The sequence below is a fragment of the Azohydromonas sediminis genome (assembly GCF_003574675.1).
In the GTDB taxonomy this organism is placed as follows: domain Bacteria; phylum Pseudomonadota; class Gammaproteobacteria; order Burkholderiales; family Burkholderiaceae_C; genus Calidifontimicrobium; species Calidifontimicrobium sediminis.
Map to the genome: position 1 here is coordinate 116,029 of NZ_QOAZ01000005.1, position 25,824 is coordinate 141,852.

General features: G+C 72.3%; 26 protein-coding genes and 2 tRNA genes. 18 read left to right on the forward strand and 10 right to left on the reverse strand.

The window, feature by feature from the left end; all coding sequences use genetic code 11:
* Positions 1-10 precede the first annotated feature (10 nt).
* Both DRV96_RS04835 and DRV96_RS04840 read right to left on the reverse strand, forming a co-directional pair.
* On the reverse strand, positions 11-574 hold the full coding sequence (locus tag DRV96_RS04835) for a PAS and helix-turn-helix domain-containing protein (RefSeq protein WP_235823287.1): 564 nt from the start codon (positions 572-574) through the stop codon (positions 11-13).
* Entirely contained in the window at positions 571-1,014 is a 444-nt protein-coding gene (locus tag DRV96_RS04840; protein ID WP_119288367.1) for a PaaI family thioesterase, read from the reverse strand. Before DRV96_RS04840 ends, DRV96_RS04835 begins: the two co-directional genes overlap by 4 nt.
* A gap of 129 nt (positions 1,015-1,143) precedes the next feature.
* On the opposite strand from DRV96_RS04840, the gene DRV96_RS04845 reads away from it, so the two are divergent.
* From DRV96_RS04845 to DRV96_RS04860, 4 genes are all read left to right on the forward strand, one after another.
* On the forward strand, positions 1,144-1,854 hold the full coding sequence (locus DRV96_RS04845) for a CoA transferase subunit A (RefSeq protein ID WP_119288369.1): 711 nt from the start codon (positions 1,144-1,146) through the stop codon (positions 1,852-1,854).
* A 1-nt stretch (position 1,855) separates the two neighbouring features.
* Entirely contained in the window at positions 1,856-2,497 is a 642-nt protein-coding gene (locus DRV96_RS04850) for a CoA transferase subunit B (protein WP_119288372.1), read from the forward strand.
* Positions 2,494-3,447: a dienelactone hydrolase family protein gene (locus tag DRV96_RS04855; RefSeq protein ID WP_210756970.1), complete on the forward strand. Its 954-nt coding sequence runs from the start codon at positions 2,494-2,496 to the stop codon at positions 3,445-3,447. Before DRV96_RS04850 ends, DRV96_RS04855 begins: the two co-directional genes overlap by 4 nt.
* 108 nt (positions 3,448-3,555) lie before the next feature.
* Entirely contained in the window at positions 3,556-4,977 is a 1,422-nt protein-coding gene (locus tag DRV96_RS04860; protein ID WP_162910949.1) for a diguanylate cyclase domain-containing protein, read from the forward strand.
* Between the two features lie 55 nt (positions 4,978-5,032).
* Here the strand turns inward: DRV96_RS04860 and DRV96_RS04865 are convergent, their stop codons facing one another.
* Positions 5,033-6,082 (reverse strand): quinone-dependent dihydroorotate dehydrogenase, encoded by a 1,050-nt coding sequence (locus DRV96_RS04865; RefSeq protein ID WP_119288376.1) that lies wholly within the window; start codon positions 6,080-6,082, stop codon positions 5,033-5,035.
* A 42-nt stretch (positions 6,083-6,124) separates the two neighbouring features.
* Between DRV96_RS04865 and rpiA the strand changes: the two genes are divergently transcribed.
* Positions 6,125-6,802, forward strand: a complete 678-nt coding sequence (gene rpiA / locus DRV96_RS04870; RefSeq protein ID WP_119288378.1) for a ribose-5-phosphate isomerase RpiA — start codon at positions 6,125-6,127, stop codon at positions 6,800-6,802.
* 7 nt (positions 6,803-6,809) lie between these two features.
* Here the strand turns inward: rpiA and mnmC are convergent, their stop codons facing one another.
* Positions 6,810-8,711 (reverse strand): bifunctional tRNA (5-methylaminomethyl-2-thiouridine)(34)-methyltransferase MnmC2/FAD-dependent 5-carboxymethylaminomethyl-2-thiouridine(34) oxidoreductase MnmC1, encoded by a 1,902-nt coding sequence (gene mnmC / locus DRV96_RS04875; protein WP_119288380.1) that lies wholly within the window; start codon positions 8,709-8,711, stop codon positions 6,810-6,812.
* Positions 8,708-9,667 carry a heme-dependent oxidative N-demethylase subunit alpha family protein gene (locus DRV96_RS04880; RefSeq protein ID WP_162910950.1) on the reverse strand — a complete coding sequence of 320 codons (960 nt, stop codon included), beginning with the start codon at positions 9,665-9,667 and terminating at the stop codon, positions 8,708-8,710. The genes mnmC and DRV96_RS04880 overlap by 4 nt, the downstream gene beginning before the upstream one ends.
* A gap of 270 nt (positions 9,668-9,937) precedes the next feature.
* Here DRV96_RS04880 and DRV96_RS04885 point away from each other — a divergent pair, with 270 nt between their 5' ends.
* Positions 9,938-10,405 (forward strand): cache domain-containing protein, encoded by a 468-nt coding sequence (locus DRV96_RS04885; protein ID WP_119288384.1) that lies wholly within the window; start codon positions 9,938-9,940, stop codon positions 10,403-10,405.
* 65 nt (positions 10,406-10,470) lie between these two features.
* Here DRV96_RS04885 and efp read toward each other — a convergent pair whose 3' ends face one another.
* Positions 10,471-11,025, reverse strand: coding sequence for an elongation factor P (efp, locus tag DRV96_RS04890; RefSeq protein WP_119288387.1), 555 nt, complete (start codon positions 11,023-11,025; stop codon positions 10,471-10,473).
* Between the two features lie 173 nt (positions 11,026-11,198).
* Complete coding sequence (earP, locus tag DRV96_RS04895) at positions 11,199-12,272, reverse strand: elongation factor P maturation arginine rhamnosyltransferase EarP (RefSeq protein ID WP_119288388.1); 1,074 nt, start codon at positions 12,270-12,272, stop codon at positions 11,199-11,201.
* Positions 12,273-12,307: 35 nt separating this feature from the next.
* On the opposite strand from earP, the gene uvrC reads away from it, so the two are divergent.
* The 9 genes from uvrC (at position 12,308) to DRV96_RS04940 (ending at position 20,211) form a co-directional block, all read left to right on the forward strand.
* A complete protein-coding gene (gene uvrC / locus DRV96_RS04900) occupies positions 12,308-14,278 on the forward strand; it encodes an excinuclease ABC subunit UvrC (RefSeq protein WP_119288390.1) in 1,971 nt (656 codons plus the stop codon).
* Positions 14,265-14,750 (forward strand): hypothetical protein, encoded by a 486-nt coding sequence (locus DRV96_RS04905; protein WP_119288392.1) that lies wholly within the window; start codon positions 14,265-14,267, stop codon positions 14,748-14,750. The genes uvrC and DRV96_RS04905 overlap by 14 nt, the downstream gene beginning before the upstream one ends.
* 47 nt (positions 14,751-14,797) lie before the next feature.
* On the forward strand, positions 14,798-15,364 hold the full coding sequence (gene pgsA, locus DRV96_RS04910; RefSeq protein WP_119288395.1) for a CDP-diacylglycerol--glycerol-3-phosphate 3-phosphatidyltransferase: 567 nt from the start codon (positions 14,798-14,800) through the stop codon (positions 15,362-15,364).
* Positions 15,364-16,284 carry a DMT family transporter gene (locus tag DRV96_RS04915; RefSeq protein ID WP_235823288.1) on the forward strand — a complete coding sequence of 307 codons (921 nt, stop codon included), beginning with the start codon at positions 15,364-15,366 and terminating at the stop codon, positions 16,282-16,284. The genes pgsA and DRV96_RS04915 overlap by 1 nt, the downstream gene beginning before the upstream one ends.
* The gene (locus DRV96_RS04920) at positions 16,281-17,381 is read left to right on the forward strand and encodes a tartrate dehydrogenase (RefSeq protein WP_119288397.1); all 1,101 of its coding nucleotides are present in this window, start codon (positions 16,281-16,283) and stop codon (positions 17,379-17,381) included. Before DRV96_RS04915 ends, DRV96_RS04920 begins: the two co-directional genes overlap by 4 nt.
* A 233-nt stretch (positions 17,382-17,614) precedes the next feature.
* On the forward strand, positions 17,615-17,887 hold the full coding sequence (locus tag DRV96_RS04925; RefSeq protein ID WP_119288400.1) for an HU family DNA-binding protein: 273 nt from the start codon (positions 17,615-17,617) through the stop codon (positions 17,885-17,887).
* A gap of 37 nt (positions 17,888-17,924) precedes the next feature.
* Positions 17,925-18,000 (forward strand) — tRNA-Val (locus DRV96_RS04930).
* A 163-nt stretch (positions 18,001-18,163) separates the two neighbouring features.
* Positions 18,164-20,056: a SurA N-terminal domain-containing protein gene (locus DRV96_RS04935; RefSeq protein WP_119288402.1), complete on the forward strand. Its 1,893-nt coding sequence runs from the start codon at positions 18,164-18,166 to the stop codon at positions 20,054-20,056.
* A gap of 79 nt (positions 20,057-20,135) precedes the next feature.
* Positions 20,136-20,211: transfer RNA gene (locus DRV96_RS04940), tRNA-His, on the forward strand.
* Positions 20,212-20,286: 75 nt separating this feature from the next.
* Here the strand turns inward: DRV96_RS04940 and DRV96_RS04945 are convergent.
* Entirely contained in the window at positions 20,287-21,531 is a 1,245-nt protein-coding gene (locus tag DRV96_RS04945; RefSeq protein ID WP_119288404.1) for a tryptophan--tRNA ligase, read from the reverse strand.
* An 88-nt stretch (positions 21,532-21,619) separates the two neighbouring features.
* Here DRV96_RS04945 and purN point away from each other — a divergent pair, with 88 nt between their 5' ends.
* From purN to DRV96_RS04960, 3 genes are all read left to right on the forward strand, one after another.
* Positions 21,620-22,246, forward strand: coding sequence for a phosphoribosylglycinamide formyltransferase (purN, locus tag DRV96_RS04950; protein WP_119288406.1), 627 nt, complete (start codon positions 21,620-21,622; stop codon positions 22,244-22,246).
* Positions 22,247-22,261: 15 nt separating this feature from the next.
* Entirely contained in the window at positions 22,262-23,521 is a 1,260-nt protein-coding gene (locus tag DRV96_RS04955) for an RsmB/NOP family class I SAM-dependent RNA methyltransferase (RefSeq protein WP_119288408.1), read from the forward strand.
* 147 nt (positions 23,522-23,668) lie between these two features.
* On the forward strand, positions 23,669-24,895 hold the full coding sequence (locus DRV96_RS04960; RefSeq protein WP_119288410.1) for a DesA family fatty acid desaturase: 1,227 nt from the start codon (positions 23,669-23,671) through the stop codon (positions 24,893-24,895).
* A 198-nt stretch (positions 24,896-25,093) separates the two neighbouring features.
* Here DRV96_RS04960 and rpmG read toward each other — a convergent pair whose 3' ends face one another.
* Both rpmG and rpmB read right to left on the reverse strand, forming a co-directional pair.
* The gene (rpmG, locus tag DRV96_RS04965; RefSeq protein WP_119288412.1) at positions 25,094-25,264 is read right to left on the reverse strand and encodes a 50S ribosomal protein L33; all 171 of its coding nucleotides are present in this window, start codon (positions 25,262-25,264) and stop codon (positions 25,094-25,096) included.
* Between the two features lie 23 nt (positions 25,265-25,287).
* Entirely contained in the window at positions 25,288-25,521 is a 234-nt protein-coding gene (gene rpmB / locus DRV96_RS04970) for a 50S ribosomal protein L28 (RefSeq protein WP_119288414.1), read from the reverse strand.
* Positions 25,522-25,824: the final 303 nt, after the last annotated feature.

The window sequence follows — 25,824 nt, forward strand, 5'->3', positions numbered from 1 at the left end:
CGGGGGTGCGTCAGGACAGCAGCTTGTGCACGAGCTCGGGCGTGGTGGCCGCGCCGACCTTGCGCATCAGCCGCGCACGGTACACGTCGACGGTGCGCGGGCTGATCGCGAGTTTCTTGCCGATGCCCTTGCTCGTGAGGCCCTCGATCAGCAGCGCGGCGATCTCGCGCTCGCGTGCGGTCAGCTCGAGCTTGAGCGCGCGGCGCGACGACAGGTCCTCGAAGGCCCAGATGCCCGCGGCGTGCGGGTCGGACGGGTCGAGCGCGCGGCCGCTGACGTGGCACCAGAACAGCTCGCCACGCCTCGGGCCGTCGACGCGCTTCATCACGCGCTCGTCGGCGTACCAGCCCTGTTCGTCGAGGCTCGCGACGATGCGCTGGCCGGTGCGCTCGAACTCTTCGTGCGTCGGGTACAGCACCTCGAACGAGCGGCCGACGAGCTGCTCGCGCTGCGCGCCGAACATCTCGAGCACGCGCCGGTTGCAGTCGACCATCAGCCGGTGGCGCGACAGCACGAGGCCGATCGGCGCGAGGTCGAACGCGGTGCGGTAGTCCAGCGGTGGGGCGGCGCTCACCCGGCGCTCCCGCCTCCGATCAGCGCATAGGTGGTCGTCGCGTGCGCGAACAGCTTGCCGTCGGGCAGCGCGAGGTCGACCTCGCCGAACGCCAGCGACTTGCCGCAGCGCAGGATGCGGCACGTGATGATCGCCTCGCCGGCGTCGGCCGGCACCGGGCGCAGGAAGCTGGTCTGCAGCTGCACCGTCGTCATCGGTCGGAACTCGCCGAACCACGCCGACAGCGCGAGCACCATCGCGGTGTCGGCGGCGGCGAGCATCGCCTGCCCGCACAGTACACCGCCGCCGTGCACGAGGTGCGGCGTGATCGGCATCGCCAGCGTCGACACCTCCTTGCTCGCCGAGACGACGCGAAGGCCCAGCGAGCGCACGAACGGCGCGGCGACTTGCGCGTACGTCGCCTCCAGCTTCGGGATCAGGTCGTCGGGCAACTGGGCCATGCGGGCTCCCGGTGGTGGCTGCAGCGGGCGATGGGGTTCGCCGTTAATTGATTCTACGTAACGACTACTTAACGCCTTACGTAGTATCTTCCCGGCCCGCGACATCCCTCGCTCGCCTGGAGGCATCCCATGAACAAGATCTACCCGAGCGCCGACGCGGCGCTGCAGGGCATCGTGCGCGACGGCCATCTGCTCGCGGTCGGCGGCTTCGGACTGTGCGGCATCCCCGAAGCGCTGATCGACGCGCTGCGCGACAGCGGCGTGAAGAACCTGACCGTGATCTCGAACAACGCCGGCGTCGACGGCTTCGGGCTGGGCAAGCTGCTCGAGACGCGGCAGATCAAGAAGATGATCTCGAGCTACGTCGGCGAGAACAAGGAGTTCGAGCGCCAGTACCTGGCCGGCGAGCTCGAGCTCGAGTTCACGCCGCAGGGCACACTGGCCGAGAAGCTGCGCGCCGGCGGCGCCGGCATTCCGGCGTTCTTCACGCGCACCGGCGTCGGCACGATCGTCGCCGAGGGCAAGGAGACGCGCGAGTTCGACGGCAAGACCTACCTGATGGAGCGCAGCCTCGTGCCCGACGTCAGCCTGGGCAAGGCGTGGAAGGCCGACAAGGCCGGCAACCTGATCTTCCGCCGCACCGCGCGCAACTTCAACCCGGCGGTGATCATGGCCGGGCGCATCAGCGTCGTCGAGGTCGAGGAGATCGTCGAAACGGGCACCTTCGACCCCGACGCGGTGCACCTGCCCGGCATCTACGTCCACCGCCTGGTGCTCAACGCGAACCCCGAGAAGCGCATCGAGAAGCGCACCACCAAGCAGAACCCGAAAGGAATCTGAAATGGCCTGGACCCACGACGAGATGGCCGCGCGCGCGGCCAAGGAACTGCAGGACGGGTTCTACGTGAACCTGGGCATCGGGTTGCCGACGCTGGTGGCCAACTTCGTCGATCCGTCGATCGAGGTCTGGCTGCAAAGCGAGAACGGCATGCTCGGCATCGGCCCGTTCCCCGACGAGAGCGAGGTCGACCCCGACCTGATCAACGCCGGCAAGCAGACGGTGACGACGATCCCCGGCTCGAGCATCTTCGGCAGCCACGACAGCTTCGCGATGATCCGCGGCGGCAAGGTCAACCTGAGCATCCTCGGCGCGATGCAGGTCAGCGAGAAGGGCGACCTCGCGAACTGGATGATCCCGGGCAAGATGGTCAAGGGCATGGGCGGCGCGATGGACCTCGTGGCCGGCGTCAAGAGCGTCGTCGTGCTGATGGAGCACGTCGCGAAGAAGAAGGACGGCTCGGGCTTCGAGCTGAAGATCCTGCCCCAGTGCACGCTGCCGCTGACGGGCGTGGGTGTCGTCGACCGCATCATCACCGACCTCGCCGTCCTCGACGTGACGCCGCACGGGCTGAAGGTCGTCGAGATGGCGCCGGGCGTCACGCGCGACGAGCTGCAGAGCAAGACCGGCGTGCCGTTGCAGTGACGCCGCGTGCGGGCGCGCCGTGGCGCAGCGCCGGCGCCGCGACCGTCGTCGCGACGGCGCTGCTTACCGGCTGCGCGCTCGTGCCGCCCGCGTCGGCGCCGCCGCCGGGCGCCGGGGTGCCGACCGCGATCGCGTTCGGACGCTTCGAGTTCGCCGGTGAAGCGCTCGACACCGAATGGCACCTGCCCGCCGGCGACAGCGCGGGCCTGGTGCTCGTGCAGCACGGCTTCGCGCGCCGCTGCGCGAACCTGCGCACGACGGCGCAGCGCATCGCCGCGCACGGCGCGATGACGCTGTGCGTCGACACCGGGCCGGTCGGCGACACCGCGGCGCTGGCCGACGCGCTCGCCGCCGCAATCCTGCACGGTCTGACCGCACCCGACGGGCGCGCTGTGCCGCCGCGCGTCGTCGTCGCCGGCCACTCGGCCGGTGCGGCGTTTGCTGCCCGCGTCGGGCGTGCGCTCGCGTGGGCCGACGCGTCGCGTCTGGGCGGCGCGGTGCTGTTCGATCCCGTCGCGACGCGCGGCTTCGCCGACAACCTCGAGGCGATCGCCGACGGCGGCCGGCGGCCGGTCTACGCCGTGATGGCCGCGAGCGCCGGCTGCAACGCACGGCACAACGCGCTGCCGGCGCTGCAGCGCATCGCCGACACCGCGCGGGCGGCCGGCGGCGATGGCTTCGTCGGCGTCGAACTGACGCAGGGCTCGACGCACGTCGATGCCGAAGGCGAGGACAGCGACTGGCTCGCGGCACGGGTCTGCGGCTCGCCGCGGCCCGACCACGTCGATGCGCTGCGCACGCTCGCCGCGCGCTGGGTCGCCGACCTGCTGGCCGGCACACGCGGCGCCGACGCGTACCCCGGGCGGCCCTACGTCGACACCCTGTTTGCGCAGGCGCGCGCGACGCCGCTGGCTGCCGCGGCTCCCGCACGGCAACCCGCGTCGCCGTGAGCGCGGCGCGCCGGCGCATCACGCCGGCGTGAACTGCGGCCGGCGTGATGCGTCGGCGCGCTCAAGAACGACGCGCGCCGGCCGATGGCGCTGGCAATGGGCCGCCTCATGTCGATTCCCGCAAGGTCGAATCCGCCGCCCGCGATCGCGGGCGCGGCGGGCGACGACGTGTGCCCCGACGCCGTCGTCGCGTTCGATGCGGCCCTGCAGCTCGTGCACGCGAACCGTGCCGCAGCCGCGCTCGCTGGACAGCCGCCGGCGGCGCTCGCCGGCCTCGACGCCGCGCGGCTGATGTCGCTGGGTCTGCTCGCCGAGCCCGTCGGCACGCGGCTGGCCGAGGTGCGGTCGAGCGCCACCGCGCAGCGCGTGCAAGCGCGCGACGCGTTCGGCGGCGGTGCCGGCCGCTGGTACGACGTGTGGATCGTGCCGCGCGCCGACGGCGGCGTGACCTGCTACGCGCGCGACATCAGCGACATGAAGGATGCCGAGGAGCGGCTGCGCGCGTCGGCCGGCCGTGATTCGCTCACCGGCCTGCTCAACCACGCCGCGTTCCACGACGCCGTCAGCCGCGCGCTCGCGACCTCGGGCCCCGACGCGCCCGACGTCGCGCTCGTGCTGTTCGACCTCGACTACCTGAAGCTGATCAACGACGTGCACGGCCACCAGACCGGCGACGAGGCGCTGCGCCGTGTCGCCGAGGCGCTGCGCGCGACGACGCGCGACGTCGACGTCGTCGCGCGGCTCGGCGGCGACGAGTTCGCGGCGCTGTTCGTCGGCTTGGATCGCGAGCGCGTGCAGCGCATCGCGCAGCGTGCGGTCGCGCGCATCGGCGCGACCATGCTGCCCGGCGTGGGCCGGCTGTCGGTGTCGGCCGGCATCGCGTTCGTCGCCTCGACACGCGAACCCGGCGACCTGTTCGACCGCGCCGACGCCGCCGTCTACGACGCCAAGGCGCGCGGGCGCGGCGTCGCGTCGGTGGCCGACATGACCGAGATCGCGTGCGCCAGCCGCCGGCGTGACGTCACCGAAGACCTGCCGCCCCCGCCGCCGCCGGACCTGCCGAACGCGCGCGACGTCGTCACTGCCGCGCGCGGTGCGTTGCGCGAGTGGGTCCACGTGCTCGCGTGCTCGGGCGGGTGCGTCGACCTGCTCGACACCCGCACGCAGGCGGTCAAGGCGGTGGCGTACTACCGCTTCGGCCACGACGACTGGAAGCTCGCCGAGCAGACCTACGCGCTCGCCGACTATCCCGACACCGCCCGCGCGCTGGCGCTCGGCCAGACCTACAGCTGTCGCGTCGACGACCCCGAGGTCGACCCCGCCGAGGCGGCGCTGCTGCGCCAGCGCGGTTTCGCGTCGATGCTGCTGACCCCGCTGGTATCGGCGGGGCGGCCGATCGGCATCATCGAGCTGTTCGACACCCGAGCGCGGGTGTTCACGAGCACCGACCAGCGAGTCGCGATGGCGCTGGCGCACCACCTCGCGCCGCTGCTGGCGCTGCTGCAGGAGCGCGACGGGGCGTCGGCTTGAGCGGTAGCCGGCGTCGCGCGCCGTCGGGGCGTGCGGTCTTGGGCGTTTCACGCCGTCAGCGCGACGGTCTTGCGGCGAGCGCGCGCGCCACTTCGCTGACGAGCGCCGGGCCGCGGTAGATCAGCCCGGTATACAGCTGCACGAGGTCGGCGCCGGCGTCGAGCTTGGCGCGCGCGTCGGCGCCGCTCATCACGCCGCCGACGCCGACGATCGCCACGCCCTTGCCGAGTGCGGCACGCAGGCGGCGGATCACGCGGTTGCTCGCCTCGAACACGGGCCGCCCGGACAGCCCGCCGGCCTCGTCGGCGTGCGGCAGGCCCTGCACGGCGTCGCGCGCGACGGTGGTGTTGGTCGCGATCACGCCGTCGAGGCCGTGGCGCACGACGGTGGCGGCGATGAGGTCGATCTGCGCGTCGTCGAGGTCGGGCGCGATCTTCAGCAGCAGCGGCACGCGGCGCGCGTGCGCGCGCTCGAGCTCGGCGCGGCGCGCCTGCAGCGCCGCGAGCAGCGCGTCGAGCGCCTCGTCGCCCTGCAGCGCGCGCAGGTTCTTCGTGTTCGGGCTCGAGATGTTGACCGTCACGTAGTCGGCGTGCGGGTAGACGCCGGCCAGGCCGGTGAGGTAGTCGTCGACGGCGCGCTCGATCGGCGTGGCGGCGTTCTTGCCGATGTTCAGGCCGACGATGCCGCCCGCGGCGCGGAAGCGGTGCGCGCGCTGCACATTGGCGACGAAGGCGGCCAGCCCGTCGTTGTTGAAGCCCATGCGGTTGATCAGCGCCTGCGCCTGCGGCAGGCGGAACATGCGCGGCTTCGGGTTGCCGGGCTGCGGCTTGGGCGTCACGGTGCCGACTTCGATGAAGCCGAATCCCATCGCGCCGAGCCCGTCGATGCAGCGGCCGTTCTTGTCCAGGCCCGCGGCGAGCCCGACGCGGTTCGGGAAACGCAGCCCGGCCACCGTCACCGGGTCGTCGACGCGGGGCTGCGTCCACAGGCAGCGCGCCGGCGTGTCCTGCAGGGCAGCGATCGCGTCGAGCGTCAGGTCGTGCGCGCGCTCGGGGTCGAGGCCGAAGAGGAACGGGCGGGCGAGGGCGTAGGGCACGAGCGACATAATCGGTTCATTGTCCCGCAGCCCCGCACCGCGCCCCCTGCCATGCCGACCCAGGACGAACTGAAGGCCCTCGTCGCCCGCGCCGCACTCGCACACGTGCCCGACGGCGCGATCATCGGCGTGGGCACCGGCTCGACGGTCAACTTCTTCATCGACGCGTTGGCCACGGTCAAGGACCGCATCGCCGGTGCGGTGTCGAGCTCGGAGGCGAGCAGCGAGCGGCTGCGCCGCCACGGCATCGCGGTGTACGACACGACGGCGGTCGAGCGGCTGCCCGTGTACATCGACGGCGCCGACGAGATCGACCGCCGCGGCTACATGATCAAGGGCGGCGGCGCCGCGCTGACGCGCGAGAAGATCGTCGCCGACCTCGCCGAGCGCTTCGTCTGCATCGCCGACGAGAGCAAGCTCGTCGACGTGCTCGGCCGCTACCCGCTGCCGGTCGAAGTGATCGCGATGGCCGCGCCGCAGGTGTCGCGCCGCTTCGCCGAGCAGGGCGGCACCGCGACGCTGCGCCGCAACGGCGAGGGCGTGCCGGTGCTCACCGACAACGGCCACCCGGTGCTCGACGTGCGCGGCCTCGTGATCGCCGACCCGCCGCGGCTCGAGGACGAGATCAACCAGTGGCCCGGCGTCGTGACCTGCGGCATCTTCGCGCGCCACAAGGCTTCGGTGTGCCTGCTCGGCACGGCCGACGGCGTGCGCACGCTGACGTTCTGAGCGCTGCTCACGCGCGCGGTGTGAAGCGCGCGGGGTCGAGCGCGTCGATGCCGTGCGCATCGAGCGGGAACGGGTCGCCGGCGGCCCACGCGGCGACGAGCGCACCGGCCAGCGGCGCCCACGTGATGCCGCGCGAGCCGAACGCGGTGCAGACGAACAGACCCTCGATTCGCGGCACGTCGCGCACGCGCGCCGCGACGGCACCGGCCACCGGCACCGCGCCGACGAGCGGCAGCCGGTCGGGCACCGCCAGGCGCCAGCCGACGCGCCCGGCCAGCGCCGCCGCATCGACGGCCGGTGCGGCGCCGGTCAGCCGCCGCAGCCGCTCGAGGTTGTACGCGTGGTCGGCCGCGCGCAGCGATGCGTCGGCGTCGCCGGCGTGCCGCGTCGCGCCGCACAGCAGGCCGCCGTCGGGCAGCGCGATCGCGTAGCCGTCGCCGGCCAGCGGCACGCGCGGGCGCGGCAGGTGCGCCGCAGTGGCGGCATCGAGCTGCGTGACCTGACCACGGCTCCAGCGCAGCGGCCAGTCGCCGCGGCCGAGCAGGCGCGCGGCGTCGTCTGCATTGGCGAGCACCACGGTGCGGCTGTGCGCGAGCACTCGCCCGTCGGCGTCGAGCAGCTGCCAGCCGTCGCCGTGCGCGCGCAGCGCGTGCACCGCGGCGCCGGTGCACAGCGTCACGCGCGGGTGCGCGAGCCCGTGCGCGACGAGTGCGGGCGGCGTGAGCCAGCCGCCGCCCGGAAACCACCACGCGGGCACATGCACCGCGATGCCGGCGTGCGCCGACGCGGCGTGTGCATCGAGCGCCTGCGCGTAGTCGGCCGGCAGCCCCTGGTGGGCCAGGCGCGCCTGCATCGCGTCGAGTGTCAGGCCCTCGACGCGCTGCAGCAGCCCGCCGGCGGCGCCGGTCACGACGCCCTCGCGCAGCAGCGGCGCGTAGACGCGCGCCGCCTCGAGCGCCGCGGCGCGCAGCGCGCGCGACGGCACGCCGTCGTCGGGCGCGACGCTGCCGTGGAACAGCCCGGCGGCGTTGCCCGAGGCCTCGGCCGCCGGCCGCGCGCGGCGCTCGAGCACGGTGACCGCCCAGCCGGTTTCCGCCAGCGCCTGCGCCGCCGCCGCGCCGGCCAGCCCGGCGCCGACGACCACCGCATCGCGCGGCGCGACGCGCCCCGGCGCGCGTGCACGCCGCGGCGTGAACGCCGGCGCGAAGCGCGCGACCGTCATCTCGCGCTTGCCGCCGAAGCCCGGCGCGCGCTCGACGGCGAAGCCGGCGCCGGCCAGCCCGTCGCGCACGTCGCGCGCGACGCTCCACGTCGCCGCGGTGGCGCCCGGCGCCGCGCGGCCGGCCAGCGCCTTGAGCACGCGCGCGTCCCACATCGCCGGGTTGCGGTCGGGCGCGAAGCCGTCGAGGTAGAACGCGTCGGCGTCGAGTACGAGCTGCGGCAGCCACGCGGCGACGTCGCCGAAGGCCAGCCGCAGCATCACGCGGCCGCCGTCGAACGCGAGCGTGTGCAGGTCGGGCGTCAGCGGCGGCCAGGCGTCGACGAGGTCGCGTGCGAGGTCGGGCAGCGGCGACGCGGCGTGCGCGCGCGCGAGGTCGTCGCGCACCGGCGGGTGCTTTTCGATCGAGACGAACCACAGCCGCTCGCAGCGATGCGGGTCGTCGCGCCATGCAGCCCAGGTGGCGAGGAAGTTGTGGCCGAGCCCGAAGCCGGTCTCGAGGATCACGAAGCGTGCGCGGCCCTGCCAGCGCTGCGGCAGCGCGTTGCCGCCGAGGAACACGTGATGCGCCTGCGCGAGCGCCCCGGCGCGCGCATGGTAGACGTCGCCGAAGTCCGGCGCGTACGGCGGCGCGTCGGGCGCGCCGTCGCCGAAGACGATGCGCGCCGGCGTGATCGGCGCGAACCTCATGCCGCGTGCGCGCCCGCGCGCTCACGCAGCCACGCGAGCAGCGGCTCGCGCGCGGCCGCGAGGCCGCGGTACGCGAGCACGGCGTCGCTCATGCTCGCGATCGCATCGAGCAGCGCGCGCGCGTCGGCAGGCCGCTCAATGGCCTGCGCCAGCGGCTGCACGTCGACGTGGATCGTGAACACGGCCTGGCGACGGGCCGGCAGCGGCACGAAGGTCTGGCGCTCGGTGCGCCACCACGCTGCAGTCGCCAGATCGGCCACGGTGAGGCCCGCCGGCCAGCCCGCGGGGTCGACGCGCGCCGGGTGTGCGTGCAGCCGCGGGTGCGGCGTCACGGTCCACACGAAGCGCTCCCAGCGCTCGGGCCCGGTGACCAGGCGCACGAGGTGCTCGCTCGCCGCGATCAGCCGTTCGCTGTCGGCCACCGGCGCGTGCACCTGGGCGAACCGATGGCCGACCTTCGCCTCGGGCGCCCAGTGCGACGGCAGCGCGACCGCGAGCCACGGGATCGTGCCGCGCGCGCCGTCGACGACGGCGAAGTCCTCCTCGAACGCGAGCGCGAGCAGCCCGGCGAGCCGCCAGCCGGCGGGCAGCGCGCGCAGGCAGCGCGTGACCTCGTCGCCGTGCCCGAACACGCCGGCGCGCTGCTGCGCGACGTCGTCGCCGTCGACGCGCACGCCCAGCGCGTGCGCGCAGCGGCCGTCCCACGCGAAGTGCTGCGGGTGCTCGGCGGCGGCGTGACGCGCCAGCGCATCGAGCGCCGCCGTCGCGTCGAAGCCGGGTTCGGCGAGCAGCGCCTGATCGGCGAACGCGCCGAGCACGGCGAGCTTCTCGCGCTGGTGGCGCGAGCCGGGCCGCGCCGGCGTCAGCTGCCGCGCGCCGGGCGCGAGCCGGCGCAGCCCGGGCTGCATGCGAAACGGCGCCGTGACGGCGTGCGAGAAGTCGAAGGCCGAGGTCATCGCGCAGTGCGTCAAAGACGGACAGGGGGTCGGCACACACCGACGGTGGCGGTATTGTGGGGCGGCTGCCATGCCCCGGTGTGACGGCAGCGGGATCGGCGTGCCGCCGTGCGATGCGTCACGGGCGATCGTGCGACCGCGCTCAAGCGACAGCGGTAGCGGCCGATACCTGCCGGGGTTGTCCGGTGCAGGCCGCGTCCGAGAGGCGCGTGCGCCGGCCGATGCCTTCGAGTCATTTTCCTTTTCTTCTTTTCCCGAGGATTCCCGGACATGTTGAAGCAGTGGATGCGCGGCGTCGGTGCCGCGGTGGTCGTCGCGTCGTTCGTCGCCGGTGCGCTGGCGCAGGAGCAGCGCGGCACGCGCGACGAGGCGATCGCGATGACGAAGGCCGCGTTCGAGCACATCAAGAAGGTCGGCGCCGAGCAGGCGTACAAGGACTTCACCTACGACAAGGCCAACTGGACCAAGAAGGACCTGTACGTGATGGTCTACGACGGCAAGGGCATCGCGCTGGCGCACGGCGCCAACGACAAGCTCGTCGGTCGCGACATGTCGGCGATCAAGGACGCCAACGGCAAGTCGGTCATCACCGGCCTGATCGAGGCAGCCAATAAGGGCGGCGGCTGGTTCGACTACGACTGGCCGCACCCGCAGACCAAGAAGATCGAGGCCAAGGCCACCTACGCGATCAAGCCGCCCAGCGGCGACGGCTTCGTCGGCGTCGGCATCTACCGCTGAACGGCCGCCGCCAAGCGAAACGGGCACCCGCGGGTGCCCGTTTCGCTTGGCGGCGGCGCGGCGGATCAGACGCGCTTGCGGTACTCGTGCGTGCGCGTGTCGATCTCGACCTTGTCGCCGCTTTCGACGAACAGCGGCACCGAGATCTCGAAGCCGGTGCCCTTGATGCGCGCGGGCTTCATCACCTTGCCCGAGGTGTCGCCCTTGACGGCGGGCTCGGTCTCGACCTCGCGCACGACGGTGGTCGGCAGTTCGACCGAGATCGCCTTGCCGTCGTAGAACGTCACCTCGACCGGCATGCCGTCTTCGAGGTAGTTGATCGCGTCGCCCATGTTGTCGGCCTCGACCTCGTACTGGTTGTATTCCGAGTCCATGAACACGTACATCGGGTCGGCGAAGTAGGAGTAAGTGCACTCCTTCTTGTCGAGGATGATCTGGTCCATCTTGTCGTCGGCCTTGAACACGACTTCGCTGCCGGCGCCGTTGAGCAGGTTCTTCAGCTTCATGCGCACCGTGGCAGCGCCGCGGCCGCCGCGGCTGTATTCGGTTTTCAGCACGACCATCGGGTCCTTGCCCTGCATGATGACGTTGCCGGCGCGGATTTCCTGAGCGAGTTTCATGACGACGTTCCGTGAAATGGGGGCGCGCCTGCGCGCGCGGGCAGCGCCCGGCGGCGGCGTGGCTCGCGCAGCGGCCTTGCGGCCTGTCGCGCGCGGGCCTTTTACGCCTTCAGTGCGCCCACAGTGACTGCCTGAAGGCGGCGCTGCTGCGGGAAAACGCGGATTCTAGCCGTTCAGCCGCCCGCGCGCCGGCGTTCGACCCAGCCGAGCAGCTGCGTCGTCAGGTCGGCCTGGGCGGCGAGCCGCGCGCGCCACGCGAGGCAGGCCTCGCGCCAGGCCGCCGGCTCGGGCCAGGCGCCGGCGCCGTCGCCGCCTACGCCGTTCCACGCCCGCCACCACGCGCGCAGCGGCGTGGCCACGGCCGGCGGGACGCCGTCGAGGAAGCGGTCGAGGAAGGCCGCGAGCTTCGCGTCGTGCGCGCCGTCGTGCTGCGGGTACAGCTGCCAGACGAACGGCACGCCGGCCCACATCGCGCGCACCGCCGAGTCCTCGCCGCGCACGAGGTTGACGTCGCTGCTCCACAGCAGGTGGTCGAAGTCGCTCTGCGTCAGGTACGGCAGCGCATGCCGCCGCACGCCCGGCGGCGGTGCGTGCCGCGCCGCGAGCGCCTGCGCCGCACCGGGCGTCAGCAGCACCAGCGTCGGCGTGCCGGCCAGCACCTGCCACAGCCGCGGCAGCGGCGCGTCGGGGTAGCAGAACAGCGTGACGACGCGCTCGCCCGCGCGCGGCGCGATGCCGTGCACGCCGAGCCATGCGCTGCGGTCGAACGCCGCGCGTCGCTCGAGCAGCCCGGGTTCGCGCAGCAGCCCGCCGGTGCGCGGTGTGAAGCCCGGGTGGAAGAAGTGCTTGACCAGCCCCTGTCCGTGCCCGGCGAGCTGCGGTGATGGCAGGTCGTGGCAGCGTTCGACCCAGTCCTCGGCGCTGAGGTACTCGAGGTTCAGCCACAGCGGCGGCACGGCGCGCCGCGCCATGCGCGCGACGAAGGCGTCGGGCGGGTCGCACGCGAAGGCCTCGACGACGACGTCGGCCGGCTCGGCGAGCTCGCTCGCGGCCCAGTCGCGCACCTGCACGCCCGCGGCGCCGCCCGGCGCCATCCACGCGAGCGCCGACGCGTCGTCGGTCCACAGCCGCACCGCCTGGCCGCGCGCGGCGAGGTCGGCGGCCAGGCGCCAGCACACGCCGATGTCGCCGAAGTTGTCGACGACGCGACAAAACACGTCCCAGTGCAGCGGCGCGTGCGCGGCCATCGCGCGATTATCGAAGCGGTGACAATCGCCAGCCGATGAAGGAGACGGCCGAGCCCGCCACTGACGACACCCGCGCTGCCGCCGACGGCAGCGTGCGCGAGCGGCTGCTCGCCGAGGTGGCCGCGCTGCCGAGCCTGCCCGGCGTCTACCGCTACTACGACGCCGCCGGCGCCGTGCTCTACGTCGGCAAGGCGCGCAACCTGAAGAAGCGCGTCGGCAGCTACTTCCACAAGGACCACGGCGGCACGCGCATCGGGCACATGGTGTCGAAGATCGCGCGGCTCGAGACGACCGTCGTGCGCAGCGAGGCCGAGGCGCTGCTGCTCGAGAACAACCTCATCAAGACGCTGAACCCGCGGTTCAACATCCTGTTCCGCGACGACAAGAGCTATCCCTACCTGAAGATCACCGGCGCCGCGCCCGTCGACGACCCCGCCGCGCCGCTCGCGCAGCGCTACCCGCGCGTGGCCTACTACCGCGGCGCCGTCGACCGCCGCCACCGCTACTTCGGCCCGTACCCGAACGCGTGGGCCGTCAAGGAGACGATCCAGCTGCTGCAGAAGGTGTTCCGGCTGCGCACCTGCGAGGACACCGTGTTCGCGAACCGCTCGCGGCCGTGCCTGCTGTACCAGATCCGCCGCTGCTCGGCGCCTTGCGTCGGCCTGATCGGCGCGGCCGACTATGCCCGCGACGTCGCGTCGGCCGAGCGCTTCCTGCGCGGGCAGACGCAGGAGGTGCTCGACGAGCTGCAGGCGCGCATGATGGCGCACGCCGAGGTGCTCGAGTTCGAGAAGGCGGCCGAGCTGCGCAACCAGATCGCGGCGCTCGCGCGCGTGCTGCACCAGCAGGCGGTCGAGGCGAGCAGCCTGAGCGCGTCCGACAAGGACGTCGACATCATTGCCGTCGCGGTGCGCGGCGGCCGCGCCTGCGTGAACCTCGCGATGGTGCGCGGCGGCCGCCACCTCGGCGACCGCGCCTACTTCCCGACGCACGTCGACGACGCGACGGCGCTCGCCGGCGACGACGACGCCGCCGAGCCGCGCTCGCCCGAGGTGCAGGTGCTCGAGGCCTTCGTCGCGCAGCACTACCTCGACCAGCCGGTGCCGCCGGCGCTCGTCGTCAGCCACCCGATCGATGCGGCGCTCGTCGACGCGCTCGCCCGCCAGGCGGGCATCAAGGTCAGCGTGCAGCACCAGCCGCGCGAGCAGCGGCGCATCTGGCTCGAGATGGCGGTCCAGGGCGCCGAGATCGCGCTCGCGCGGCTGCTGTCGGAAGAGGGCTCGCAGAAGGAACGCACGCGCGCACTCGCCGACGCGCTCGCGCTCGACGTGGCCGACCTCGACGCGCTGCGCATCGAGTGCTTCGACGTCAGCCACACCGCCGGCGAGGCGACGCAGGCCAGCTGCGTCGTCTACGAGCACCACCAGATGCAGCCGGCGCAGTACCGCCGCTACAACGTCACCGGCATCACGCCCGGCGACGACTACGCCGCGATGCGCCAGGTGCTCACGCGCCGTTACGCCAAGCTCGCCGAGGGCGTGGCCGCCGGCAGCGCGAAGATGCCCGACGTCGTGCTGATCGACGGCGGCAAGGGGCAGGTCGCCGTCGCGCGCGAGGTGTTCGAGGAGCTCGGGCTGGACCTGTCGCTGATCGTCGGCGTCGAGAAGGGCGAGGGGCGCAAGGTCGGCCTCGAGGAGCTCGTGTTCGCCGACGGACGCGAGAAGGTGTACCTCGGCGCCGACTCGGCGGCGCTGATGCTCGTGGCGCAGATCCGCGACGAGGCGCACCGCTTCGCGATCACCGGCATGCGTGCGAAGCGCGCGCGCGTGCGCACCGGCGCGAGCCGGCTCGAGGACATCCCGGGCGTCGGCCCGAAGAAGCGCGCGCGGCTGCTGCAGCGCTTCGGCGGCGTGCGCGGCGTGGCCAGCGCGAGCGTCGACGACCTGGCCAGCGTCGACGGGATCTCGAAGGAACTGGCCCAGGAGATCTACCGTGCGCTGCATTGACCGCCAGACCGCCGCTGCCGTCGCGGCGGCGGGCCTCGCGCTCGCCGGCTGCATGCCCAGTCCGCCGCCGTCGCCGCCGGCCCTGCCCGCAACGCCGCAGACCGCTGCGCCGGCGCCCGCGGCGCTGCCGGTCACGCTGCCGCGCGCACGCAACTGGGACGAGTACCGCGAGCGCGCCGCACGGCGCCTGGTGGCGGCCAACCCCGGGCGCACCTACGACGGGCCGGTGTCCGAGCCGCTGCTCGCGATTCCGGTGCTCGAGGCCGAACTGAACGCCGACGGCAGCATCCGCCGCATCAAGGTGCTGCGCGAGCCGCGCCAGGCCAAGGACACGGTGCCGATGGCGATCGAGGCGATGCGCCGCGCCGCGCCGTTCGGCGACGTGTCGCACCTGCCGCGGCCGTGGACCTACGTCGAGGTCTTCCTCTACGACGACGCGCGCAAGTTCAAGCCGCGCACGCTCGACCGCTGAGCGCCGCGCTGACCGCCAGACGGCGGGGCTCCGGCACAATGGCCCGGATGTTCTTCACCGTGCCGACCCTGCTGACCTGGGCGCGCATCGTCGCGATCCCGCTGATCGTCGGCGTGTACTACCTGCCGCTGGACACGGCCACGCGCAACGTCGCGGCCACCGCGATGTTCGTGCTGTTCGCGCTGACCGACTGGCTCGACGGCTGGCTCGCGCGCAAGCTGAACCAGACCTCGTCGTTCGGCGCCTTCCTCGACCCGGTGGCCGACAAGTTCCTCGTCTGCGCCGCGCTGCTCGTGCTGGTGCACCTGCAGCGCGTCGACGCGCTGGTGGCGCTGATCATCATCGGCCGCGAGATCGCGATCTCGGCGCTGCGCGAGTGGATGGCGCAGATCGGCGCGAGCCGCAGCGTCGCGGTGCACCTGCTCGGCAAGCTGAAGACCACCGCGCAGATGGTCGCGATCCCGTTCCTGCTCTACGACGGCGGGCTGTTCGGCGTCATCGACACGCGGCTGTGGGGCACCGCGCTGATCTGGGTCGCCGCGGTGCTGACGATCTGGTCGATGATCTACTACCTGCGCAAGGCGCTGCCCGAGATCCGCGCGAAGGCCCGGTGATGGACCGCGAGTGGCGCGACGCCGCGCTCGTGCGCGCGATGCCAGGGGTGTTCGTGCTGATCTGGAGCACCGGCTTCGTCGTCGCGCGCTACGGCATGCCGCACGCGCCGCCGATGTCGTTCCTCGCGTGGCGTTACGCGCTGTCGGTGGCCGCGTTCGCGGTGTGGATCGCCCTGGCGCGCCCGTCGTGGCCGCGCGACCGTGCGCAGTGGGGGCACCTGGCGGTGACCGGCGTGCTGATGCACGCGGGCTACCTCGGCGGCGTGTGGGCCGCGGTCAAGGCGGGCATTCCGGCCGGCACGGTCGCGCTGATCGTCGGGCTGCAGCCGCTGCTGACGGCGCTGTGGGTTTCGTACAGCGGTGCCGAGCACCGCGTGCGGCCGCGCCAGTGGGCCGGGTTGCTGCTCGGGTTGGCGGGGCTCGCGCTGGTGGTCGGACGCAAGGTCGGGCTCGGCGAGGTGACGCCGGTCAACTTCGCGCTGTCGCTGCTGGCGCTGGCCGCGATCACGGCCGGCACGCTGTACCAGAAGCGCTTCGTCGCGCCGTGCGACGTGCGCACCGCGAACACGGTGCAGCTGCTGGCCGCCTTCGCCGTCACGGCGCCGCTGGCGCTGCTCGAGACCGAACCCGTCGTGCCGCACCCCGAGCTGATCGGCGCGATGGCGTGGTCGGTGCTCGCGCTGACGCTGGGCGGCAGCTCGCTGCTGTACCTGCTGATCCAGCGCGGCGCGGCCACGCGCGTGACGAGCCTGATGTACCTCGTGCCGCCGTGCACCGCGGTGCTGGCGTGGTGGCTGTTCGACGAGGCGCTCGGGCCGGTGGTGCTCGCCGGCATCGCGCTGACCGCCGTCGGCGTCGCGCTCGTCGTGCGCCAGCCGCTGCCGCCGTCATCCCCCACCTCGAAGGAGACGCTCACATGACGACCCATCGCATCGCCGTCATCGCCGGTGACGGCATCGGCCAGGAAGTGGTGCCCGAGGGGCTGCGCGTGCTCGACGCCGCGGCGAGGCGCTTCGGCATCGCGCTGCAGCTGGAGCACTTCGATTTCGCGAACTGCGCCTACTACGCGAAGCACGGCAAGATGATGCCCGACGACTGGAAGGAACAGCTCGCCGGCTTCGACGCGATCTTCTTCGGCGCGGTGGGCTGGCCGGCCACGGTGCCCGACCACGTCTCGCTGTGGGGCTCGCTGATCAAGTTCCGCCGCGAGTTCGACCTCTACGTGAACCTGCGCCCGGCGCGGCTGATGCCGGGCATCCGCTCGCCGCTCGTCGACCGCCACGGGCAGCCGCTCGCGCCGGGTGACATCGACATGCTGATCGTGCGCGAGAACACCGAAGGCGAGTACTCGAGCGTCGGCGGGCGCATGTACGAGGGCACCGAGCGCGAGATCGTGATCCAGGAGACGGTGATGTCGCGCACCGGCGTCGACCGCGTGCTGCAGTACGCGTTCGAGCAGGCGATGCGGCGCCCACGCCGCAAGCTGACCTCGGCGACGAAGAGCAACGGCATCGCGATCACGATGCCGTACTGGGACGAGCGCGTCGACGCGATGGCCAGGCGCTACCCGCAGGTGAGCGTCGACCGCTTCCACATCGACATCCTGTGCGCGCACTTCGTGCAGCGGCCGCAGCAGTTCGACGTGGTGGTGGCGAGCAACCTGTTCGGCGACATCCTGTCGGACCTCGGGCCGGCGTGCACCGGCACGATCGGCATCGCGCCGTCGGCCAACCTCAACCCGACGCGGCAGTGGCCGAGCCTGTTCGAGCCGGTGCACGGCTCGGCGCCCGACATCGCCGGGCGCGGCATCGCGAACCCGATCGGGCAGATCTGGACCGCGGCGCTGATGCTCGACTTCCTCGGCCATCGAGACGCGCACGACGCGATCGTGCGCGCGATCGAGGCCGTGCTCGACCCCGCCAGCGGCGCCCCGCGCACCCCCGACATCGGCGGCAGCGCCGGTACCGTCGACGTCGGGCGCGCGGTGGCGCAGGCGGTCGAGGCCCGCGCCGCCTGACGGCGCCGCTGCCGCCGCGGCGCGGCGCACCGGGCGTCGGCGCATGCATCCCGGCCGGTGGGCGCCGCCTCGGCTGCGACGTCGTGCGCATAGAATCCGCGTCCCGCGCTTGACACCGCCGGGCGGCGCGGTCTGTAATGGCCGCCGCCGTCTGCAGCGTGTGCCACGGCCGCACCGCAGGCCTCGACGCCCGCCGACCGCGATCAACGAGACACCTTCCGAGGGGGAAGTTCGTGAACAAGAGTGACATGATCGAACACATCGCCAAGCAGGCCGACATCTCGAAGGCCGCCGCCGCGCGAGCGCTCGACGCGATGATCGGCGGCGTCAAGGCGACGCTGAAGAAGGGCAACTCGGTCTCGCTCGTCGGCTTCGGCACGTTCACCGTCAGCAAGCGCGCCGCGCGCACCGGCCGCAACCCGCGCACCGGCGCGGCGATCAAGATCAAGGCCGCCAAGCTCGCCAAGTTCAAGCCGGGCAAGGCGCTCAAGGACGCCCTCAAGTAAGTCGGCGGTGCGGCCGTGCCTCGCGCGCGGCCAGGCCGGGTGCTTAGCTCAGCCGGTAGAGCGGCGCCCTTACAAGGCGTAGGTCGGCGGTTCGAACCCGTCAGCACCCACCACCGGGCATCGCCGCCCCGCCGCTAGAATCGATCCCAACACGCGGGATGCGCGCCGGGCCCCACGGCCCGGCGCTTGCCTGCACAGCGCGAGGCGAACTCCGGTTCGCCTTTCGTGTCTTTGGCACTGGCATCGCGCCGCGCGGCGCTGCCTGCGAGGTCGCCCATGTTCGAGTTCGTCCGCACCCACACCAAGCTGCTGCTGTTCGTGCTGGTGATCCTGATCATCCCGTCGTTCGTCTTCTTCGGGGTGCAGGGCTACACGCAGTTCAACGATCCGAGCAACCGCACGGTGGCCAGCGTCGACGGCCGCAAGATCACGCAGCGCGAGTGGGATGCCGCGCACCAGCGCCGCATCGAGCAGGTGCGCCGGCAGGTGCCGGGCATCGACGCGCGCCTGCTCGACAGCCCCGAGTTCAAGCGCGAGACGCTCGACGCACTGGTGCGCGACGAGGTGCTGCGCCGCGCCGCCGAGAAACTGCACCTGGCGACCACCGACGAGCGGCTGCAGCGCAGCTTCCTCAACGACCCGCAGCTGGCGTTCCTGCGTCAGGCCGACGGGCGCATCAACCGCGACCTGCTCGCCGCGCAGGGCATGAGCGTCGAACAGTTCGAATCGCGGCTGCGCTACGACCTCACGATCCAGCAGGTGCTCGACGGTGTCGCCAACTCGGCCACGCCGGCGGCGCTGCCGGCGCGCACTGCGCTCAACGCGCTGCTCGAGCGCCGCGAGGTGCAGGTGCAGACCTTTGCCGCCAGCGACTACGCGACGGCGCTGCGCCCCAGCGACGACGACATTGCCGCGTACTACAACGATCCGGCGAACCAGGCGCAATTCCGGGCGCCCGAACAGGCGCGCATCGAGTACGTCGTGCTCGACCTGCAGGCGCTCGCACGCGGCATCACCGTGCCCGAGGAAGACCTGCGCAAGTACTACGACGAGAACGCCGCGCGCTACACGCAGGCCGAGGAGCGCCGCGCGAGCCACATCCTCGTCAAGGCCGACCGCAGCGCGAGCGCCGACGAGCGCGCGAAGGCCAAGGCCAAGGCCGAGTCGCTGCTCGCGCAGGCACGCGCGAACCCGCCGCAGTTCGCCGCGCTGGCCAAGGCCCACTCCGACGACTCCGGCTCGGCGGCGCAGGGCGGCGACCTCGACTGGTTCGGCCGCGGCGCGATGGTCAAGCCGTTCGAGGATGCGGTGTTCGCGATGAAGCCCGGCGAGATCAGCCCGCTCGTCGAGACCGACTTCGGCTACCACATCATTCGCCTCGACGCCGTGCGTGGCGGTGAGCGCCGTCCGTTCGACAGCGTGCGCGCCGAGATCACCGAGGAGGTGCGGCGCCAGCTCGCGCTGCGCAAGTACGCCGAAGCGGCCGAGCAGTTCTCGAACACTGTCTACGAACAACCCGACAGCCTGCAGCCCGTGGCCGAAAAGCTCGGCCTGGAGGTGCGCACCGCCACCGTGCAGCGCACCCCCGCGCCGGGTGCCAGCGGTGCGCTCGCATCGGCGTCGCTGCTCGAGGCCGTGTTCGCCGAGGCGTCGCTGCGCACGCGGCGCAACACCGAGGCCATCGAAGTCGGCGCGAACCAGCTTGCGTCGGCGCGCGTGCTCGAGCACCAGCCGCAGCGCGTGCGCCCGCTCGACGAGGTCAAGGACCAGGTGCGCGCCCGCGTCGTGGCGCAGCAAGCCGCGGCACTCGCGCGCAAGGACGGCGAGGCCCGTTTGGCGGCGGTGCGCGGTGGCGACACGACCGGGCTGCCCGCGCCGGTCGTGCTGTCGCGCGACAACCCCCGTGGCCAGCCGCGCGAAGTCGTCGACGCCGTGCTGCGCGCCGACGCGGCGTCGTTGCCGGCGGTGTTCGGCGTCGACCTGGGCGAGCGGGGCTACGCCGTCGTGCGCCTGAACGCCGTGCAGCCGCCGGCGAGCGACCTGCCGCAGCTCGCACAGCTGCAGCCGCGTTACGCCCAGGCCTGGGCCGCGGCCGAAGCGCAGGCCTACTACGACGCGCTCAAGCGCCGTCTGAGGGCCGAGGTCAGGTCCGACGTGAAGGCGCCTTGACCAGACTGCAGGGGCGCGGGCCTGCCGCCGCTCGTCGGGGGCCTCGGCGCCGTCCTATAATGCCGGTCTTCTCGCGACGGTGGCTGTAGCTCAGTTGGTAGAGTCCCAGATTGTGATTCTGGTCGTCGTGGGTTCGAGTCCCATCAGCCACCCCACCTGAACCGCGATACGCAAACGGCCCCGACGGGGCCGTTCTGCTTGATGGGTGCTGCCACCCCCTGCGCGACGGTTCAGTAGTTCAAGCCCATCGCCTCGCGCACGTCCCTCATCGTGCGCTTGGCCACCGCGCGCGCGCGCTCGGTGCCGAGCTCGACGACCCAGTGCACCTGCTTCGGGTTCGCGAGGTAGGCCTCGGCGCGCTCGCGCCACGGCTGCTGTTCCTTGACGATCGCGTCGATCACCGGCTGCTTGCACTCGAGGCAGCCGATGCCGGCGCTCGTGCAGCCCTTGACGACCCAGTCCTTCGTCGCGTCGTCGCTGTAGAGCTCGTGGAACTGCCACACCGGGCAGCGCTGCGGGTCGCCGGGGTCGCTGCGGCGCACGCGCGCGGGGTCGGTCGTCATGCCGCGGATCTTCTTCTCGACCACCGCCGGCTCGTCGCGCATCAGCACGGCGTTGCCGTAGCTCTTGCTCATCTTCGCGCCGTCGAGGCCGGGCAGGCGCAGCACCTCGGTGTGCAGCGCCTGCGGCTCGGGCAGGATCGTCTTGCCGCTGCCGCGCAGGTGGCCGAGCAGCAGCTCGGTGTCGTCGTCGCTCCAGCCGACGACGTTCGCCGCCGCCTTGCGCACGATCGCCTCGCCCTTGGCCAGCGCCTCGGGCGAGCCGGTCTCGCCGAAGGCCTTGCGCTGCTTGTCGAGGTAGCGCGCGTCGTCGCGGCCGAGCTTGGCCAGCGCCGCAGCCACGCGGGTCTCGAAGCCGGGCACGCGGCCGTACAGGTGGTTGAAGCGGCGCGCGACTTCGCGCGTGAGCTCGACGTGCGAGGCCTGGTCTTCGCCGACCGGCACGTAAGCGGCCTTGTAGATCAGGATGTCGGCCGCCTGCAGCAGCGGATAGCCGAGGAAGCCGTAGGTCGCGAGGTCGCGGTCCTTGAGCTTTTCCATCTGGTCCTTGTAGGTCGGCACGCGCTCGAGCCAGCCCAGCGGCGTGCCCATCGCCAGCAGCGTGAACAGCTCGGCGTGCTCGGGCAGGCGGCTCTGGATGAAGATCGTGCAGCGGTCGGGGTCGAGGCCGGCGGCGATCCAGTCGATCACCATGTCGTAGACGTGCTTCTCGAGCACGTCGCGCTCCTCGTAGTGCGTCGTCAGCGCATGCCAGTCGGCGACGAAGTAGTAGCAGTCGTACTCGGCCTGCAGCCGCACCCAGTTCTTCAGCGCGCCGTGGTAGTGGCCCAGATGCAGCGAGCCGGTCGGGCGCATGCCCGAGAGCACGCGCGCGCGCGGCGCGGGGGCGGGGGGGACAGGGGCGTCGGCGGTCATCGTCGGCTCGCGGGTCGGGCGGGAAGGCGCGGATTGTAGGCAGCCGCCCGTGCGGCGACGGCGTGCCAGCGCCTACACTGCGCGCCCCATGATGCGCATCGTGATCCTGATCTCGGGCCGCGGCTCGAACCTGCGTGCGCTGCTCGACGCGGCCGAGGCCGAGCGCTGGCCGGCACAGGTGGTCGCGGTGGTCAGCGACCGCCCCGATGCGGCCGGCCTCGCGGTCGCGCGCGAGCGCGGCGTGGCAACGCAGGTCGTCGAGCGCCAGCGCTTCGCCAGCCGCGAGGCGTTCGACGCCGCGCTCGCCGCCGCCGTCGACGCGCTCGCGCCCGACCTCGTCGTGCTGGCCGGCTTCATGCGCATCCTCGACGCCGGCTTCGTGCAGCGCCACGCGGGGCGCATGCTCAATGTGCACCCGTCGCTGCTGCCGGCGTTCCCGGGCCTGCACACGCACCGCCGCGTGCTCGAGGCCGGCTGCAAGCTCAGCGGCGCGACGGTGCACTTCGTCACGCCCGAGCTCGACCACGGCCCGATCGTGATCCAGGCGGCGGTGCCGGTGCACGCCGACGACACCGAGGCGACGCTGGCCGCGCGTGTGCTCGAGCGCGAGCACGTGATCTACCCGCGCGCGGTGCGCTGGTTCGTCGAGGGCTCGCTGCGCGTCGAGCGCGGCATCGTCACGCAGCTGCGCGGCGAGCCGCAGTGGCTGCTGTGAACTGACACCGCCGAGATGCACCCGGGCGCCTTGCTCGACCTCGCCGCCGCGCTGCTGCGCGACGTGCTGGCCTTCGACGCGCCGGCCGACGGTGTCGTCTCGGCCTTCCTGCGCCGCCACCGCCAGCTCGGCGCGCGCGAGCGCCACGCGCTCGCCGAGACGACGTATGCCGTGCTGCGCGAGCGGCTGCTGCTGCAGCACCTCGCGCAAAGCGGGCGCGGTCCGCTCGAGCGGCGGTTGGCCGCGCTCGGCTGGCGTGGTGACGCCACCGTCCTCGAGCGCGCGCTCGAGCCGGCCGAGCGCACGTGGCTCGCGCAGGTGCGCGCCGTCGACCACGCCGCGCTGCCCGACAAGCTGCGCCACAACCTGCCGGACTGGATCGCGCAGGCGCTGCGGGCGCAGCTCGGCGACGACGGGTTCTGGCCGCTGGCGGCCGCGCTGCTCGAGCCGGCGCCGCTGGACCTGCGCGTCAACGTGCTGAAGGCCAAGCGCGATACGGTGCAGGAGGCGCTGGCCGCGCTCGGCATCGATGCGGTGCCGACGCCGTATTCGCCGTGGGGCCTGCGCGTGCAGGGCAAGCCGGCGTTGCAGAAGACGCCGCCGTTCCTCGCCGGCGAGGTCGAGGTGCAGGACGAGGGCAGCCAGTTGCTCGCGCTGCTGACCGGCGCGCGCCGCGGCGAGATGGTGGTCGACTTCTGTGCCGGTGCCGGCGGCAAGACGCTCGCGCTCGGCGCGATGATGCGCAGCACCGGGCGGCTGTACGCGTTCGACGTCTCGGCGGCGCGGCTCGAGGCGCTCAAGCCGCGGCTGGCGCGCAGCGGGCTGTCGAACGTGCACCCGGTGCGCATCGCGCACGAGCGCGACGAGCGCGTCAAGCGGCTGGCCGGCAAGGTCGACCGCGTGCTCGTCGACGCGCCGTGCTCGGGGCTGGGCACGCTGCGCCGCAACCCCGACCTGAAGTGGCGGCAGTCGCCGCAGGCCGTGCAGGAGCTGGCGGCCAAACAGAAGGCGATCCTCGACGCGGCGGCGACGCTCGTCAAACCCGGGGGCCGTCTCGTCTACGCGACCTGCAGTCTGCTCGAGGCCGAGAACGAGGCGGTCGCCGCCGACTTCGGTGCGCGCCACCGCGACTTCGCAGCGCTGCCGGTGGCGTCGCTGCTGCACGACGCCGGCGTCGCCGACGCCGAGTCACTCGCCGCCGGCAGCCACCTGCGCCTGTGGCCGCACCGTCATGGCACCGACGGCTTCTTCGCCGCCGCGTGGCAGCGAGCTTGACACAACTCAACGAATCGGCCGGTTGGGGAGTGCCAGCGGCTGCCGGATCGGCGCTTCGCTCGGTTTTTCGGGTCTTTGCCCGCCCCCGTACCCCTAGAATGATCGTCGGCTGATCCCATGTCGTGGGTTGGACTTCTGGAATCCTGAATGAACGAACTGTCCCTGCTGTGGAGCTCGCTGGTGGACTGGCTGGCACACGGCCTGCTCGACGCGTCGTGGTGGCACATCGTCGCCTTCACGCTCGTGACGACGCACATCACGATCGCTTCGGTGACGATCTTCCTGCATCGCTCGCAGGCCCACCGTGCCCTCGACCTGCATCCGATCCCGTCGCACTTCTTCCGTTTCTGGCTGTGGCTGACGACCGGCATGGTGACGAAGGAGTGGGTCGCGATCCACCGCAAGCACCACGCCAAGTGCGAAACGCCCGAGGACCCGCACAGCCCGCAGACGCGCGGCATCAAGACGGTGCTGCTGCAAGGCGCCGAGCTGTACCGCGCCGAGGCCAAGGTGCAGGAGACGCTCGCCAAGTACGGCCACCAGACGCCCGACGACTGGCTGGAGCGCCACGTCTATTCCCGCTACACGTGGCAGGGCGTGGGGCTGCTGCTGATCCTCGACCTGCTGCTGTTCGGCGCCATCGGCGCGACGGTGTGGGCGGTGCAGATGCTGTGGATCCCGATCACGGCAGCCGGCATCATCAACGGCCTGGGCCACTGGTGGGGCTACCGCAACTTCGAGGCGCCCGACGCGTCGACGAACATCTCGCCGTGGGGCATCCTGATCGGCGGCGAGGAACTGCACAACAACCACCACACGTACCCGACCTCGGCGAAGCTGTCGGTCAAGCCATTCGAATTCGACATCGGCTGGGGCTACATCCGCGCGCTCGAGATGCTCGGACTGGCCAAGGTGCGCAAGACGCCGCCGAAGCTCGCGCTGGGTCCGATCAAGCCGGTGGCCGACGGCAAGACGCTCGAAGCGATCATCGCCAACCGCTATGAGGTGATGGCGCGCTACGGCGCCGAACTGAAGCGTGCGGTCGCGGCCGAGATCGACCGGCTGAAGGCGCAGGGTGCCGAGAACAGCGCGCGCTGGAAGGAGCTGCGGCTGGCCAAGCGCTGGCTGCACCGCGACGACGACAAGATCCCGCCGGTGGTCAAACCGCAGATCGACGAGGCGGTGCGCTCGAGCCCGTCGCTGGCCAAGCTGGTGGCGATGCGCGAGGAATTGCGCGCGTTGTGGACGCGTCGCAACGTGTCGGCCGAGCAGCTCGTCGCCGATTTGCAGGCCTGGTGCAAGAAGGCCGAGAGCAGCGGCATCAAGGCGCTGCAGGAGTTCTCGCTCAAGCTGCGTGCGGCGACGCCGGCCTGACGGCCCCTCGGCCATCCGGCTGCCGATGACGAGGCCCGCGGTACGCGGGCCTCGTCGTTTCGACGGCGAGCCGGTGCCGACCGACCGCGGACGGGTCGAACGCGAGCCGCCCCCACCCGAGAAAAACGAAAGGCCCGCATCGCGGGCCTGGGGGACCTCGGGATCACGCCGCGAGGCGGCGCGACCGCCGCAGCCGGTTCACTTCAGCTTCGTTTCCTTGTACAGCACGTGCTTGCGTGCCTTCGGGTCGAACTTCATGAATTCGAGCTTTTCGGGCGTCGTCTTCTTGTTCTTGCTCGTCGTGTAGAAGTGCCCGGTGCCGGCCGTCGATTCCAGCTTGATCTTGTCGCGTCCGCCTTTGGTGGCCATCTTGCTCTCCTAGGTCAGGGGGTTCAGAGCTCGCCCTTAGCGCGCAGGTCGGCGACGACCTGGTCGATGCCGACCTTGTCGATCAGCCGCAGCGCGGCGTTGCTCACGCGCAGCCGCACCCAGCGGTTCTCGCTCTCGAGCCAGAAGCGGCGGTACTGCAGGTTGGGCAGGAACCGGCGCTTCGTCTTGTTGTTGGCGTGGGACACGTGGTTCCCGACCATCGGGCGCTTGCCCGTGACTTGACAGACGCGTGCCATGACGCTTCTCCGGAGGTTTTCAGCAAAGCCGCGAATTATAGCCGGTGACGCGGCTGTTGCGAGCGCCGCGCTCAGAGGCTGAGAGGCAATTGATCGCCGCAGACGCCCGTCGGGTTGGCGTCAGGGCCAGAGGAACGAACGTCACGCGGCGCTGCTGCGCGGGTGATGTCGCTGCGACGGGCTCGTGCGCGCTTCGCAGCGCTTGATTCGGGTCGATTTCTCATCTTCCGCACCCCTTACGCGGCCGCCAGGGCCGCTGCGGGCGCACCTGTGCCCAGACCGACCCACTGCGGTGCGATCTTG